17 protein-coding genes are annotated in these 14,877 nt (G+C 68.5%); 10 read left to right on the top strand and 7 right to left on the bottom strand.

What is annotated here, in order from left to right:
• Positions 1 to 17: 17 nt before the first annotated feature.
• The 3 genes from ABD225_RS01435 to ABD225_RS01425 all read left to right on the top strand — a co-directional run bounded on the left by ABD225_RS01435 (position 18) and on the right by ABD225_RS01425 (position 1,837).
• Entirely contained in the window at positions 18 to 857 is an 840-nt protein-coding gene (locus ABD225_RS01435; RefSeq protein WP_344080171.1) for a class I SAM-dependent methyltransferase, read from the top strand.
• 30 nt (positions 858 to 887) lie between these two features.
• On the top strand, positions 888 to 1,499 hold the full coding sequence (locus ABD225_RS01430; RefSeq protein ID WP_344080168.1) for a TetR/AcrR family transcriptional regulator: 612 nt from the start codon (positions 888 to 890) through the stop codon (positions 1,497 to 1,499).
• 134 nt (positions 1,500 to 1,633) lie between these two features.
• Positions 1,634 to 1,837, top strand: coding sequence for a hypothetical protein (locus tag ABD225_RS01425; RefSeq protein WP_344080165.1), 204 nt, complete (start codon positions 1,634 to 1,636; stop codon positions 1,835 to 1,837).
• Between the two features lie 26 nt (positions 1,838 to 1,863).
• On the opposite strand, the gene radA is transcribed toward ABD225_RS01425, so the two are convergent.
• Positions 1,864 to 3,351, bottom strand: a complete 1,488-nt coding sequence (gene radA / locus ABD225_RS01420) for a DNA repair protein RadA (protein ID WP_344080162.1) — start codon at positions 3,349 to 3,351, stop codon at positions 1,864 to 1,866.
• Between the two features lie 111 nt (positions 3,352 to 3,462).
• On the opposite strand from radA, the gene disA reads away from it, so the two are divergent.
• The 6 genes from disA (at position 3,463) to ABD225_RS01390 (ending at position 8,115) form a co-directional block, all read left to right on the top strand.
• Positions 3,463 to 4,539: a DNA integrity scanning diadenylate cyclase DisA gene (disA, locus tag ABD225_RS01415; RefSeq protein ID WP_344080159.1), complete on the top strand. Its 1,077-nt coding sequence runs from the start codon at positions 3,463 to 3,465 to the stop codon at positions 4,537 to 4,539.
• Positions 4,536 to 5,417, top strand: a complete 882-nt coding sequence (locus ABD225_RS01410) for an HhH-GPD family protein (protein ID WP_344080155.1) — start codon at positions 4,536 to 4,538, stop codon at positions 5,415 to 5,417. The genes disA and ABD225_RS01410 overlap by 4 nt, the downstream gene beginning before the upstream one ends.
• A 115-nt stretch (positions 5,418 to 5,532) precedes the next feature.
• Entirely contained in the window at positions 5,533 to 7,017 is a 1,485-nt protein-coding gene (locus tag ABD225_RS01405) for an LCP family protein (RefSeq protein ID WP_344080153.1), read from the top strand.
• 64 nt (positions 7,018 to 7,081) lie between these two features.
• Positions 7,082 to 7,270, top strand: coding sequence for a hypothetical protein (locus tag ABD225_RS01400; protein ID WP_344080150.1), 189 nt, complete (start codon positions 7,082 to 7,084; stop codon positions 7,268 to 7,270).
• A gap of 76 nt (positions 7,271 to 7,346) precedes the next feature.
• Entirely contained in the window at positions 7,347 to 7,529 is a 183-nt protein-coding gene (locus ABD225_RS01395) for a hypothetical protein (RefSeq protein WP_344080146.1), read from the top strand.
• Between the two features lies 1 nt (position 7,530).
• Positions 7,531 to 8,115 carry a hypothetical protein gene (locus ABD225_RS01390; RefSeq protein ID WP_344080143.1) on the top strand — a complete coding sequence of 195 codons (585 nt, stop codon included), beginning with the start codon at positions 7,531 to 7,533 and terminating at the stop codon, positions 8,113 to 8,115.
• Between the two features lie 67 nt (positions 8,116 to 8,182).
• On the opposite strand, the gene ABD225_RS01385 is transcribed toward ABD225_RS01390, so the two are convergent.
• From ABD225_RS01385 to ABD225_RS01375, 3 genes are all read right to left on the bottom strand, one after another.
• Positions 8,183 to 10,693: an ATP-dependent Clp protease ATP-binding subunit gene (locus ABD225_RS01385; RefSeq protein WP_344080140.1), complete on the bottom strand. Its 2,511-nt coding sequence runs from the start codon at positions 10,691 to 10,693 to the stop codon at positions 8,183 to 8,185.
• 294 nt (positions 10,694 to 10,987) lie between these two features.
• Positions 10,988 to 11,176 carry an AMP-binding enzyme gene (locus tag ABD225_RS01380; protein WP_344080137.1) on the bottom strand — a complete coding sequence of 63 codons (189 nt, stop codon included), beginning with the start codon at positions 11,174 to 11,176 and terminating at the stop codon, positions 10,988 to 10,990.
• A 16-nt stretch (positions 11,177 to 11,192) separates the two neighbouring features.
• The gene (locus ABD225_RS01375; RefSeq protein WP_344080134.1) at positions 11,193 to 11,339 is read right to left on the bottom strand and encodes a hypothetical protein; all 147 of its coding nucleotides are present in this window, start codon (positions 11,337 to 11,339) and stop codon (positions 11,193 to 11,195) included.
• A 192-nt stretch (positions 11,340 to 11,531) separates the two neighbouring features.
• Between ABD225_RS01375 and ABD225_RS01370 the strand changes: the two genes are divergently transcribed.
• The gene (locus ABD225_RS01370; RefSeq protein WP_344080132.1) at positions 11,532 to 12,149 is read left to right on the top strand and encodes a TetR/AcrR family transcriptional regulator; all 618 of its coding nucleotides are present in this window, start codon (positions 11,532 to 11,534) and stop codon (positions 12,147 to 12,149) included.
• A 51-nt stretch (positions 12,150 to 12,200) separates the two neighbouring features.
• On the opposite strand, the gene ABD225_RS01365 is transcribed toward ABD225_RS01370, so the two are convergent.
• Genes ABD225_RS01365 through ku form a run of 3 tightly spaced genes read right to left on the bottom strand, consistent with a single transcriptional unit; the run spans position 12,201 to position 14,854 of the window.
• Positions 12,201 to 13,046: an LLM class flavin-dependent oxidoreductase gene (locus tag ABD225_RS01365; protein ID WP_344080129.1), complete on the bottom strand. Its 846-nt coding sequence runs from the start codon at positions 13,044 to 13,046 to the stop codon at positions 12,201 to 12,203.
• 54 nt (positions 13,047 to 13,100) lie between these two features.
• Entirely contained in the window at positions 13,101 to 14,009 is a 909-nt protein-coding gene (locus tag ABD225_RS01360) for an Fpg/Nei family DNA glycosylase (RefSeq protein WP_344080126.1), read from the bottom strand.
• The gene (gene ku, locus ABD225_RS01355) at positions 14,009 to 14,854 is read right to left on the bottom strand and encodes a non-homologous end joining protein Ku (protein ID WP_344080123.1); all 846 of its coding nucleotides are present in this window, start codon (positions 14,852 to 14,854) and stop codon (positions 14,009 to 14,011) included. The genes ABD225_RS01360 and ku overlap by 1 nt, the downstream gene beginning before the upstream one ends.
• Positions 14,855 to 14,877: the final 23 nt, after the last annotated feature.

Below are 14,877 nucleotides of genomic sequence, written 5' to 3'. Positions count from 1 at the left end.
CGCGCGATGAACGCGCGATGAGCCGGGCGGCGGCCGCGGCCGGTGGTGTCGCGCCGAGCCCGAACATCTGGGATCACCCGGACATTTACGAGTGGGAGAACGAGGCCTTCGACCAGGAGCAGTATGTCGAGGCAGCCATTGACCGGTTGCGCCCCATCGCCGGGGCTCGGGTTTTGGACATCGGCTGTGGTGCTGGCTTCCACCTGCCCCGCTTCGCGGCCCGAGGCGCCGCTAGCGTCGTGGGGCTGGAGCCGCACCCGCCGCTCGCGGCCCGGGCCTTGGCGCGCATTGCGCCGGGCCCTCATCCGTCGAGTTTGGGAAACACGCCGACGCGAGGGCCCGATCATGGGCGTGTTTCCCGAACTCGACCGGATCCGGCGGGCGTGGGTGCCCCGGCAGGCGCGCGGACGATTGCGACCATGGCGACACGGCGCGCTGAGGTGGTCATCGGCGCCGCCGCGGAGCTGCCCTTCGCCGCGGCGAGCTTCGATCTGGTGGTGGCGCGCTGGGCCTACTTCTTCGGGCCTGGCTGCGAGCCAGGACTGGCGCAGGTCGAGCGGGTTGTCGCACCAGGCGGGGTAGCGGCCTTTTTGGACAATGACGCGACACGCTCGACCTTCGGCAGGTGGTTTCGGGACGGCCTCCCGGCATACGACGCTCTTGCCGTCGAACGCTTTTGGCGCAGAAGGGGATTCGAGGCCATCGCGATCGATGCGCGGTGGCAGTGTCCAGACCGGGGGCGCTTCGAGGCCATTGTGCGGATCGAGTTCGAGCCGGCCGCAGCCGAACGGATCCTCGCGGGCCATGCCGGCAACGAGGTCGACTATGCCGTGAACCTGTGGTGGCGCCGGTTCTGAGCCGCTTCGGCGCGCGGCACAATGAGGCTCATGTCCCTGCCCCCCTTGGCTACCGGCCGCCGGCTCGAGCTGCTCGAGGCAGCAACGGCGGTCGTCGCCGACGGCGGCCTACGCGCTCTGACGCACCGAGCAGTCGATGCCCAGGCGGGCGTGCCCGAGGGCTCGACCAGCGGCTACTTCCGCACGCGGCTGGCCCTGCTGACCGGCCTCACCGAGCAGGTGGCGCGACAACTGGCCGACATGATCAGCGCCCTGCGGGACCGGGTCGAGGCGATCTCGCGGGAGCACTCCGGCGCCGAGCGGGACGATCTCGTCGGCGCCGAGGTGGCGCGGCATCTGGTGGCGCTGACCGCCGATTCGAGCCTGGTCCGGGTGCAGGCCGAACTGGGCATTGAAGCCATGCGCACGCCCGCCTTGGCCGCTGTTTTCGATGTCTCTCGACGCGAGTTCGTGCGCCTCGTCGTCGATATCGCGCACAGTGTCGGCGCACCACGGGCCGCCGAACGCGCCGAGGCCACGGCCGCCGCCTTCCAAGGCGTGCTCCTGGCCGCGGGACTGCAACATCCGCAGCACCGTGCCGAGTGGGTCACCACGGCAACTCGGCAACTCATCGACGCCCTCTGCGCCGACCCGCACCCCTGACCTGGGCATCCGATCACTTAGGCGTGGCGCGGGTAACACCCCGAAGCAACTACAAATGTTGCATAACGGACACTACAGGTGTAGCGTTCTTTATGCACTACAGATGTAGAACTCATTCCGAAAGGACCACGACCATGTCATTCACGCTCGACCTGATGCCCCTCGTCACCTACCTCGCCGCCATGCTCGGAATCGGCGCGCTGGTCTTCGCCGGCACCGCCATCGCCGCGGCAATTCCGGTTGTGCGCCGCAACCACAGCCTGCGGATCGCGCGCCACGAGAGCATCCCCGCGTTCTATCGCAACGCCATCACGGGACGCCACGCCTTTAGCCACTGAGCCCACGAGGGTCAGCGACCAGACCCTTACGTCGGGTCGGGCACGGCCCGCAGGCGCGGGGGTGGGGCGGGCGGGGCGGCATACCCCCGCCCAGGACCGCGGTAGCTCGCCGGCACGGAAACGCGCTCGGTGCGCTGGCGCACCGGCTCGGGTCGGGCCGGCAACTGCCCGACCGCAGCCCGGATATCCGCCACCTCGACCACGCGTAAACCGGCCGGCACATGCACGGTCCCCAGGACCCCCACCGGCACCAGCGCCGTCGTGAATGAGAGCCGCCCCGCTTCGGCCAACCGGCGCTCGATCCCCTGCACCGGGCGGATCTCCCCCGCCAGGCCCACCTCGCCGATCGCCACCGTGCGCGGGTCGAGGGGCACATCAAGGATGGCGCTCGCCATCGCCATGGCAACGGCGAGATCGGCGGCCGGCTCGCGCAATGTGACGCCACCAACCGTCGAGATATAGACGTCATTGTGCAGAAGCGGCGCACCCGCCCGTTTGTCGAGCACCGCCGTGATCATCGCGACCCGGCTCGCATCCACCCCATGCGTCGCCCGTCGAGGCGTCGGCAAAGCGGAGGGTGAGACCAGCGCCTGCACCTCCGCGATGAGCGGGCGCCGCCCCTCGAGGGTCGCCGTGATGCAGGTGCCCGGCACGGCCCCCGCGCGGGAACTGAGGAACAGCCCGCTCGGATCCGCCAGCCCGACGATCCCTGCGTCGCTGAGATCGAAGCAGCCGACCTCGTCGGTCGGGCCGAAGCGGTTCTTGACCGCGCGCACCAGTCGCAGCCGCGAATGCCGATCCCCCTCAAAGGCCACCACCACATCGACCAGATGCTCCAAGATCCGCGGTCCGGCGATCGACCCATCCTTGGTCACATGCCCGACCAGAACCGTGGCGATCCCCAGCCGTTTGGCCACCGATATCACCGCCGACGCGACCTCGCGCACCTGCGAGACATTCCCCGCCGCCCCATCGACATCGGCACTCGCCAGCGTCTGCACCGAGTCGATAACCACCAGCCCAGGACGCAGGCCCTCAATTTGCCCCAAAACCGTCCCCAGATCGGTTTCGGACGCGAGATACAACTCCGCCGCCATCGCCTCGATGCGCTCAGCGCGCGCCCGGACTTGGGCCGCGGACTCCTCGCCGCTGACATACAGCACCGAGGCGCCACCTCGCGCCGCCCGGGCGGCCACGTCGAGCAACAGGGTCGACTTGCCGATCCCCGGCTCCCCCGCGACCAGAACAACACCGCCCGCCACCAACCCGCCACCCAACACCCGGTCGAACTCGGCCACGCCCGTTGGGCGAGCCGCCGCCCTCGTCACATCGACCTCACCGATGGGCACGGGCTTGCGCCCAGCGTTGACCACCGCGGCCGTCCTCGTGGTCGGCGCCCCCACCTCGCTGACCGACCCCCACGCCTGGCACTCGCCGCAGCGGCCAACCCACTTGACCGTGCTCCAGCCACATTCCGCACACCGGAAGGTCGTCGATCGTGTTGTCCTCGCCATGACCGCAACCGTAGAGATGGCCACTGACAGGCCCCACGCGCCACCCCGGCCTAGACTTCACCACAGCCCGGTGGCCCACCGCCGGCATACACCAACACCCGAAGGATCCGCGTGGCCCCGCAGTCGGACGATGACCTTTATCGCTCCACCCTGGCCGCTCTCGCGCCCGGCACCGAACTGCGCGATGGCCTGGAGCGCATCCTGCGCGGCCGCACCGGCGCCCTGATCGTCCTCGGGCACGACCGCACCGTCGAATCACTGTGCAGCGGCGGCTTCCCGCTCGATGTCGAGTTCTCCGCCACCCGCCTGCGCGAGCTCGCGAAGATGGACGGCGCCATCGTCGTCGCCTCCGACCTGAGCCGGATCGTGCGCGCCGCCACCCAACTCGTCCCCGACCCGGACATCGAGACCAGCGAGTCCGGCACCCGGCATCGCACGGCCGAGCGGGTCGCCAAGCAGACGGGGATGCCGGTCGTCTCGGTCAGCCAGTCGATGCGGATCGTGCAGATGTATGTCGCGGGCGCCCGCCACGTCCTCGAAGGCTCCTCCGAACTGCTGAGCAAGGCCAACCAAGCCCTCGCGACGCTGGAGCGCTACCGCGCCCGCCTCGATGAGGTCACGGCCACCTTGTCCGCCCTCGAAATCGAGGACCTCGTGACGGTTCGCGATGTCTCAGCCGTCCTGCAGCGGCTGGAGATGGTGCGCCGGATCAGCGGGGAGATCAACGGGTATGTCGTGGAGCTGGGTGTCGACGGCCGTCTCCTCACCCTGCAATTGGAGGAGCTGACCAGCGGCCTCGCCGACGATCTGGAGTGGCTGATCCGCGACTATGTCGCCGACCCCGGCGGTGAGGATCTGCGCAGTCAGGTGGTCGGGGGCCTGGCCGCCTTGAGCCGCACCGAGCTGCTCGACGCCGCCTCGTGCGCCCGCATACTCGGCCTCGGCGGGCCGGACGGCCTCGACACCAGCATCTCCCCGCGTGGCTACCGCCTCCTCAACCGCGTCCCGCGCCTGCCCGGCTCGGTCTTCGAGCGTCTTGTCGAGCATTTCGGCACCCTGCAGCGGCTGCTCACCGCCACCCAGGATGACCTGATGCTCGTCGACGGCGTCGGCGAGGGCCGGGCCCGAACGATCCGCGAGAGCCTGACCCGCCTGGCCGAGTCGAGCATCCTCGAACGCTACGTGTGAGCGAGGCTGCCTTCCGCGAGGCCGTGCACGATGCCGTGCTCCGGTGGTATGCCGTGGCCGGGCGCGACCTGCCGTGGCGCCACCGCGACGCCACCCCGTGGGGCGTCTTGGTCAGCGAGGTGATGGCCCAGCAGACCCCGATCGCGCGGATCATCGGCCCGTGGCAGGCGTGGCTGGCGCGCTGGCCGACCCCGGCCGCCCTCGCCAGCGCCTCGCCCGCCGATGTCATCCTCGCGTGGGATCGGCTGGGCTACCCACGCCGCGCGCTCGGACTGCACCGAGCCGCGAAGGCCATGGTCGAGGGCCACGACGGCCAGGTCCCCAGCGATCCGGCTGACTTGCGCGCCCTCCCCGGCGTCGGCGAATACACGACGGCAGCCGTCTCGTCCTTCGCCTTCGGCAACCCGCTCGTCGTCATCGACACCAATGTCCGCCGCGTCCTGACGCGTATCGCGCTCGGACGAGAGCAAGCCGCCCCGAGCCTGACGGCGGCCGAGCGAGCCCTCGCGCAGGAGTGGCTGCCCGCGGAACCAGACCGCGCCAACGCCTGGAATGTCGCCGCCATGGAACTCGGCGCGCTGATCTGCACGGCCCGCGCCCCGCGCTGCGAGGACTGCCCGGTCCGAGACCGGTGCCGATGGGTGGCGGCGGGCCGACCGGCATACGACGGGCCCGTGCGCAAGGGGCAGGGGTATGAGGGCACCGATCGGCAGCTGCGCGGCCGGATCCTCGCGCTGGCCCGGGCCGCAACCGCGCCCCTGGCGCCGGAGGTGCTCGAAGGCCTCGGGGAGCCGGAACGCGTGGCGCGACTCGCCGAGCAGTTGTGCGCCGAGGGGCTGCTGGTGCACAGCCGTGCCGGTTACGATCTGCCGCGGTGACCTGCCTAAACGTCAGGTCAGAAGGCAACCAAGGACAGCGCTGCGGCGTCTTGACCTATGAGGCTTCGGCGAGCGCCGGGCCGACACCGAATCGATGAGGGGACACTGACCGGGTATGACGAGCCGCCCGACCTCGCCCCGCGCCCATCCGCTGCGGCACAGCTATGCCATGACGCTGCTGAGCACTCTGCTTCCCGGAGCGGGCCTGCTGCGCACCAGGGCTCGTCGTTTCGGGCGCCTGCTGTTGATGCTGACGGGCCTGGCGCTGATCGTGGCGGGCTATCAGATCGCCCGCCATGGCGTGATCGAATCGGCTCTGTCCGTAGGCGTTTCGCGCACCACCTTGCTCGTGCTCATCTGGCTGGTGCTCATCGGCGCGGCCTTGTGGATGCTCTCGATCGTGCTCTCGGCGACCCTGACCCGGACCCCCGGGATGACCCGCGACGAGCGGCTCGCGAGCACGATGGTGGCCTTCTTGTGCTGCCTCGCCGTCGCCGCGCCCAGTGCGTATGCCGTGCACACCCTCGGCATCCAGCGCTCCGTTGTCGGGGAGGTCTTCGCCGATGGTGACAGCGTGCCCGGGGCCACCTCGACCGAGGGCGTTCCGAATGTCAGGAACGACAACCCGTGGGCAGCGGTCCCTCGCGTCAATGTGCTGCTCCTCGGCTCGGATGCGGGCACCGACCGGGTGGGCGTGCGGACCGATTCGATGATGGTTGCGAGCATCAACACCAAGACTGGTGACACCGTGCTCTTTGGCATCCCGCGCAATCTCGAGCGCGCGCCGATCCCGGCGTCGAATCCGCTCTCGACGCTCTACCCCAATGGTTACGACTGCGGCGACGAGTGCCTGATCAATGGCATTTGGACGCTCGCCACCGACAATCCCGACCTCTTCCCCGGCGACCCCAACCCCGGCTTGCGTTCCATCCGCGATGTCATCGGCGAGGTGCTCGGGCTGCGCATCGACAACACCGTCGTCATCGACCTGTCGGGCTTCGCCGATCTCGTCAATGCAATGGGCGGGGTCGAGATCAATGTCAAGGAACGCGTCTGTATCGGCTGCAAGGCGCTCTCGGACGGCTCGATCGTCGGCACGACCGGGTGGATCGAGCCCGGGGTGCAGCATCTCGACGGCTATCACGCCCTCTGGTATGCCCGATCCCGCGCGACCACCGACGACTTCTCCCGGATGCGTCGCCAGCGCTGCGTGATGGGCGCCCTGATCCACCAGGTCAACCCCGGCTCCATGCTGGTGCACTACCCGGCACTGGCTGAAGTGCTCAAGGATCACGTGAGCATCGACATACCGCAGCAGCACCTGAAGGCGTGGGTGCCGCTGGTCGAGACGATCCAAAAGGGCACCTTGCGCAGCCTGCCGCTGACCAACAAGGTCATCGACGTGGTGCACCCGGACTTCACGGCGATTCGCGCCCTGGTTCAGAACGCCATCTCCGATAACCCGACGACCTCGACCACTTCGTCGACGACCTCCTCGACCGACACGCCGACTAGCAGCTCGACCACCCCGTCCTCCTCCACGACGACCACTCCCGGTGAGCCGCAGGACGGGCTGTCCGAGATCGCCGCCTCCTGCTGACCCGGCGCGTCCGCGCGGGCGCCAACGGGGCGGGCGGCATACTGCCCCCGTGGTGAGCCGCCGTATGCCGAGTCGTCCCGCCGCGCTGATCTGCGCCCTCGCGCTGCTCGGGACGGGTGCCCCGACCAGCGCGCATGCCGCTGATCAGGACACCGGCTCAACACTGACCTCCGTCGCACGCTATGTCGTGCGCGCAGACGGCAAGCCGGTCAAAGTGACCATTCGCCAGGTCACCAACCCAGGGTGGCCGTGACGCCTACGGTTATGCCGGATCGGCGGCGGCGCTCGGTGACCTCTTTGCCGGCGCCAAGGGGGCGTCCCTGGCTGACTTGACAGGGTGGCTGACGACGGGGAGGTCCGCATACGACGGAACCGGCGAGCACCCGGCCCGCGCCTATTCGTTGCACTTCGGCTGGCGCCAGGCCTATGACCTCTTCGAGATCACGGGCCCCAATGCCAAGACCGAGCAACTGATGCGATTGTGGGTCATCCCGCGCTGGTCAACTCGATGAGGTGGGCTATCGGAAGAAGGCGCGCACGGCATATCGCGGCGTCGACGCAGCCGATGGCGACTGGGTGCAGCCCCTGCGGCTGCGCCAGCCGATGGCGGCCTGGGAGTTCGCCGACGCCACTCGCGCGGTTCGCAAGATCAAGCCACTCGCCGCGCCAGCCACTGCCCTGCAGGCGGCGGCCAAGCAGGCTGGCGTGTCGGTTTCCGGGGCTCGTTCGGCCTACGAACACGCCACCTCCCAGGCTGCTCTCAATCCGCTGCCGACGACCCTCGCCGACACCCAGGCGGCCGTCGGGGAGTATGCCGCCGCCGCGCGCGTCGTCGATCACCTCGACGTCCTGGGCCAGGTGGGTGCGCGTCTGCGTCCGGGGGACACCTCGCTCTCGGCGGCAGCCGCAGCCCTGGACAAGGGTCAACTCAGCGATGCCCGGGCCGCAATCGCCACGGCGCAGACGACCCACCAGGATCAGGAGCGGACCGGCCTGTATGCCGTCCTCGGCGCCGCCGCCCTGCTACTCGCCGGCCTTGCCGGATCGGCATGGCTGCTCCTGCGCCGGCGCCGCCGGGCCCGCCCGATCGCCTCGTGAAGGCCGAAGCGCCCGGCCCCGCGTGGGGTCGGGCGCTTCAGAGGTATGCCGGTGGGTCGGCCCGCGTCTACTCGGCGTCGGCGACTACCAGCGGCAGGTCGATGGCGTGGGCGTGCGGGGTGCCGCGGAAGGTGAAGATCTCGGTCTTGCCCTCGCCCTCGGTGCCGACCGCGACGATCTCGCCGGCCTTCAACTCGCCATACAGGATCTTCTCGGACAGCACGTCCTCGATCTCACGCTGGATGGTGCGCCGCAGCGGGCGGGCACCGAGCACGGGATCGTAGCCCTTCTTGGCCAGCAGGTTCTTGGCCGCGGGCGTCAACTCGATGCCCATGTCCTTGTCCTTGAGGCGCTTGTCGAGCTTGGCGATCTCGAGGTCGACGATCTGGACAATCTCGTCCTGCGTCAGCTGCGGGAAGACGATCGTGTCGTCGACGCGGTTGAGGAACTCGGGCCGGAAGTGCTGCTTCAGCTCGTCCTGGACCTTGTTCTTCATCCGCTCGTAGTCGCTGCGGGAATCCGGACCGGCCGAGAAGCCGAGACTGACGCCCTTGGCGATATCGCGGGTGCCGAGGTTGGTCGTCATGATGATGACGGTGTTCTTGAAGTCGACCATCCGGCCCTGGCTGTCGGTCAGGCGGCCGTCCTCGAGCACCTGCAGCAGCGAGTTGAAGATCTCCGGGTGGGCCTTTTCGACCTCGTCGAAGAGGACCACGGAGAACGGGCGGCGGCGGACCTTCTCGGTGAGCTGGCCGCCCTCTTCGTAGCCGACATATCCGGGTGGGGAGCCGAAGAGGCGCGAGACGGTGTGCTTCTCGCTGTATTCGGACATGTCCAGCTGGATCAGGGCGTCTTCGTCGCCGAACAAGAACTCGGCGAGCGCCTTGGCGAGCTCGGTCTTGCCGACGCCCGTAGGCCCGGCGAAGATGAACGAGCCGCCCGGGCGGCGCGGGTCCTTCAGTCCGGCGCGGGTGCGGCGGATGGCCTGGGAAAGCGCCTTGATGGCGTCGTCCATGCCGACGATGCGCTTGTGCAGCTCGGCCTCCATGTTGAGCAGGCGGCTGGACTCTTCCTCGGTCAGCTTGAAGACGGGGATGCCGGTGCTGGCCGCCAGCACCTCGGCGATCAGCTCTTCGTCGACTTCGGCGACGACATCGAGGTCGCCGGCCTTCCACTCCGACTCACGGCGGGCCTTCTCGCCGAGCAGCTTCTTCTCGTCGTCGCGCAGGCGCGCGGCCTTCTCGAAGTCCTGACCGTCGATCGCCGATTCCTTCTCCAGACGCACCTGAGCGATCTTGTCGTCGAATTCGCGCAGGTCCGGCGGTGCGGTCATCCGGCGGATGCGAAGGCGTGCGCCGGCCTCGTCGATCAGGTCGATGGCCTTGTCCGGCAGGAAGCGGTCATTGATGTAGCGGTCCGCGAGGTTGGCCGCCGAGACCAGGGCCGCGTCGGTGATCGTCACGCGGTGGTGCGCTTCATAGCGATCGCGCAGCCCCTTGAGGATCTCGATCGTGTGCGACAGCGTCGGCTCCGCGACCTGAATCGGCTGGAAGCGGCGCTCCAGCGCGGAGTCCTTCTCGATGTACTTGCGGTATTCATCCAGCGTGGTCGCGCCGATGGTCTGCAACTCGCCACGAGCCAGCATGGGCTTGAGGATCGACGCAGCGTCGATGGCGCCCTCGGCCGCACCCGCCCCGACGAGAGTGTGAATCTCGTCGATGAACAAGATGATGTCGCCGCGGGTGCGAATTTCCTTGAGGACCTTCTTGAGCCGCTCCTCGAAGTCACCGCGGTAGCGCGAACCGGCCACGAGCGAGCCGAGGTCGAGGGTGTAAAGCTGCTTGTCCTTCAAGGTCTCGGGCACGTCGCCACGCACGATGTCCTGGGCCAGGCCCTCGACGACGGCGGTCTTGCCGACGCCGGGCTCGCCGATCAGCACCGGGTTGTTCTTGGTGCGGCGCGAGAGCACCTGCATGACCCGCTCGATCTCCTTGGTGCGACCGATGACGGGGTCGAGCTTGGATTCGCGGGCGGCCTGCGTGAGGTTGCGGCCGAACTGGTCGAGCACCAGCGAGCCGGCGGGCGTGCCCTCCTGCTGCGCGCTGGCCGGACCGACACCAGCGGCCTGCGCCTCCTTGCCGGAGTAGCCGGAAATGAGCTGGATGACCTGCTGGCGGACCTTGTTAAGGTCGGCGCCGAGCTTGACCAGCACCTGCGCGGCGACGCCCTCGCCCTCGCGGATGAGCCCGAGCAGGATGTGCTCGGTCCCGATGTAGTTGTGGCCCAACTGCAGGGCTTCCCGCAGGGACAGCTCGAGGACCTTCTTGGCCCGCGGGGTGAAGGGGATATGCCCGGTCGGGGCCTGCTGGCCCTGCCCGATGATCTCCTGCACCTGCTCGCGAACATTCTCGAGCTCGATCCCGAGGCTCTCTAGGGCCTTGCTGGCCACGCCGTCGCCCTCGTGGATCAGGCCGAGCAGGATGTGCTCGGTCCCGATGTAGTTGTGGTTGAGCATCCGCGCTTCTTCTTGCGCGAGCACCACGACGCGTCGGGCCCGGTCGGTGAACCGTTCGAACATGTATGCGCTCCTCGCTGATCGAGTCAGCATTGATGGTATCTGCGCACTCTGACAGCCGTCAGCGACTTCCGGAGTGCGGCACTGCCCAACTCAACCGCTCACGCCCGGTGGATGTTCCGCGCCCTCGTATGCCGCCCGCCCCGTTCGCTCTCAGCGCACGCTCGAGCGGTCGGGCATACCCCCCGCCACGCTAGCGCCTGGGCTACCGCTTGGTACTGGTCGTGATCACGACCAATACCAAGCGGTAGGTCCGTGTTTAGACCTCGCGGTTGGACCGTGGTCGAGCCGCAGCCGTCAGGCCGGGCTGCGGAGGCTGGCCTTGATCTCGGTCTTGAGGATCTTGCCGACCTTGGAGCGCGGCAGGTCTGGCCAGACCTCGATCTGCTTGGGCGCCTTGACCGAGCCGATGCGCTCCTTGACGAAGCCGATCAGCGCGTCGGCGTCGATCTCTTTGCCCGGAGCCAACTGGATCACGGCGACCACCCGCTCGCCCCACTTCTCATCCGGGAGTCAGACGACGGCGCAGTCGAGAGACGGAGGCGATATTGATGATCGCGCCGCCCTGGCCGGCGGCGCCGCCGGGGCGCATCGCCCGGAAGCCGTGCTTGACCCCGAGGGTGGTGCCGAGGATGTTGACCTCGAGCATGCGGCGGATGTCCTCGGGCTTGACCCGGCGATCAGATCGGTGATCTCGATGCCGGCATTGTTGACGAGGACGTCGAGGCCACTGCCGGCGCACCGGTCGGGCACGCCGTTGTGCCCACCGCCACCCTCCCAGCCCCCTTTGACGACTGTCAAGAGATGTTCTAAAGGCAGGTGAGGCCGTACGCTGTCGGCCATGACCGCCGCCACCCCGGCCGAGCGGCCGCGTGATCGCAAGTCGTCCCAGCGCCGTATTCAACTCGCCGAGTCTGCTTTGCAAACCCTCGGCGAGCACGGCTATGCCCGCACCAGCCTGCGCGATATCGCCGCGAACTCCGAGTTCAGCCACGGCGTCGTGCACTACTACTTCACCGACAAGACCGAGCTGATCACCTATTGCGTGCGCCATTACAAGGCCCGCTGCGTCACCCGGTATGACGACATCCTCGACTCCTCCCAGAGCGCGGACGAAGTGCTCCACCGCTTCGTCGACAAGCTGTGCGAAACGCTCGTCGAGGACGCCCCGATGCACCGGCTGTGGTACGACCTGCGCACCCAAGCGATGTTCGAGGCGGTGCTGCGCCCGGACGTGCTGATGATCGACGCCACCTTGGAGGACATGATCTGGCGGGTCCTGAGCCGGTATGCCGAACTGGCCGACCGCCCGCTGCTCACCGACTCCCCCACGGCCTACGCGATGGTCGACGGGGTCTTCGAACGGGCGCTGCTGCACCACCTCTCCGGCGACCCGGAGACCCTGGACTGGCTGCGCAGCCGCGCCCTGGGCCTGCTGCCCACCTTGCTCGGCGCCTGAGCCGACCCGGGACCGCGCCGCCCGCACCCCGCGCCGCCCGCCAGCGGCTGCTTAGCGCGGCGGGCCAAGCGCAACCCGTCGGCGCACCTCCGTCAAACCATCTGACCCCTCGGGCACATCCCACCAAGACTCAACCCACCACGTCGCGCCGAGGGACTCCCACAGCCGCGGTGAGCCGTGGACGGTGCCGAACTCGCCATACGAATCGCCTTCTACGACAACGTCATAGCCCTCCCACGGACGGTTGGTCAGATAGCGCATATCCCGTAGGCGATCGACGATCATCCCCAACGCTGCCGGCGTAAGGCCGCTATTGCCCTCGCCGCCGGCGACGGCCGGAAAGACGCCCTGCCACCGAGAGGCGCGGGCGAGGGAGAGTTGCGTCGAACGCCCGGGCACGAGGGCGCCCACGCACCATACGGGCGGATGCGGGCGCTGGATCGGGGGCGGCGGCACGAGCTCGGTGACGGGCTCGACCGACCAGTGCTTGCCGGCATACGAAAAGGGCTGTCCCGCCAGGAGACCCGCATAGATGGCCAGGCATTCGTCGAGCTTCTCCGCCCGCGCCTTGCGACCCTCGTCCGGCTCGAAGGCGAGCCAGTTCTGGTTGAGCGCGCCCAGGCCCACGCCCAGCGTGACCCGGCCACCGGACAGCCGGTCGACGCTCGCGACGCGCTGGGCGATATCCCACGGCTTATAGCGCGAGGCCGGCGTGATCAGGGTGCCGAGCCGGATGCGTTCGGTGCGCATCGCCGCTGCGGCGAGCGTCGCCCAGGCGTCGCAGCGGTAGACCGCCTCCCAGGTGAAGACGAGGTCCCAGCCGGACTGCTCCCCGAGCACGGCGAGGTCGACGAACTCGGTCTCCTCCGCATACGGGACGACAAAGGCGTAGCGCATGCCTCGACCGTAGCCGGGCGCTCCGACAGCCCGCTTGATCGCGCGTGCTGGCGGTCAGTGGCGGCGCTGGCAGCGCCCGCACCAGAACAGGTTGCGGCCCGCGAGCAACTGCGTGCGTATCCGGCTGCCGCACACCAGACACGGCTGCCCGTCGCGCTTGTAGACGTAATAGTCGCGCTCGAAGCGCACGCCGCGCGCCGCATCGCCGCGCACGAAGCCGCCGCTCTCACCAGGCATGATCCCGCCCCAGCTCGGGTCGTATGCCGCCGGGTCGCGCCCGTCGAGCGCCTCCCGGGCGACTTCCAATTGGGAGTCGAGGGTGAGGATCTGGCCGAACGCCACGCCATAGGGCAGCAGGGCGACCAGGTCGTCCCACATGGCCAGCCACGACTTCTTCTTGACTTTGTTACCGGGCACGAAGGGGTCGATGCGGTGCCGGAAGAGCACCTCGGCGCGATAGACATTGCCGACGCCGGCGATGATCGACTGGTCCATCAGGCATTCGGCGACGGTGCGAGATGTGCGCGCCAGGCGAGCCAGCGAGCGCTCCGGATCGTTGCCCGGCGTGCCCACGCGCAGCGGGTCCGGACCGAGGCGCGCGATCGTCGCCTCGACCTGCTCGGGCGAGATCACCTGAACCAGCGTCGCGCCGCGCAGGTCCGCATACATCTGCTCATTGACCATCCGAACGCGCACCGCGCCGACGGGGGCGGGTAGGGCACCAATGTGCGGGAGCACATCGAAGGAGCCGATCAGGCCGAGATGGACATTGAGCACCTGCTCGCCAGCGAAGTGCACGAACAGGTGCTTGCCGAAGGCGTCCGCACCCTCGACGACGCGGCCGTTGAGCAGAGCGGCCCCCTCGACGAACCGCCCCTGCGGGCTGGTGACCAGCGCCTGGCGACCGACGAAAGCGTGGTGCAACGCCCCCGCCAGCCGGTGCAGGGTATGCCCCTCAGGCACTAACTCGCGGCCTTCTTCTTCGCGGCAGCCTTCTTCGCGGGCTTGTCCTCGACAGCCGGGGCCTCGCCGCGGGCCGCCTTGGCCTTCTCGACGGACTTCGCCAGCGCGGCAAGCAGGTCGACCACCTCGCCGGACTCCTCGGCCGGCTTGGGCACGTCCTTGATCTCCCCGCCCTCAACCTTGGCCTTGACGAGCGCGTCAAGCGCGATCGCGTAATCGTCTTCGTAGTCGTCTGGTTCATAGTCCCCGGCAAGTTGCTCGACAAGCAGGTGCGCCATCGCGAGTTCCTTCTCGGTGGCCTCCATCTGGTCTCCGAGCGCCGCGAAGTCCGGGCTGCGAACTTCGTCGGGCCACAGCATCGTCTGCATGACGATGACGCCATCGCGCACACGCAGGACGGCCATCGTCATCCGGGTGCGGATCGAGACCGTGACCAGCGCCATCCGCTTCTCGGTCTCCAGCGCATCGCGAAGCAGCACATAGGGTTTCGCCGCGGCCTTGTCCGGCTCGAGGTAGTAGGACTTGTCGAGCAGCATCGGGTCGATCTGGTCGGCGGGCACAAACTTCTCGACCGCGATCTCCTTGCTGCTCTTGGTCGGCAAGTCGGCGAAATCCTCGTCGGTGAGGATGACCATGTCGCCGTCCTCGGTTTCGTAGCCCTTGGCGATGTCGTCATAGGACACCTGCTCGCCATCGATGGAGCAGACCCGTTGGTACTTGATCCGCCCGCCATCGGTGCGGTGTACCTGCCGGAACTGGACGTCGTGATTCTCGGTGGCGGCATACAACCGCACGGGGACGTTGACCAGCCCGAAGGAGACCGCGCCCTTCCAGATCGCTCGCATCGTCAGAGTCTGACAGACAACCC

Source organism: Nostocoides veronense (assembly GCF_039531185.1).
GTDB classification, from domain to species: Bacteria; Actinomycetota; Actinomycetes; order Actinomycetales; family Dermatophilaceae; genus Nostocoides_A; species Nostocoides_A veronense.
This window is presented reverse-complemented; position numbering and strand designations above follow the sequence as displayed.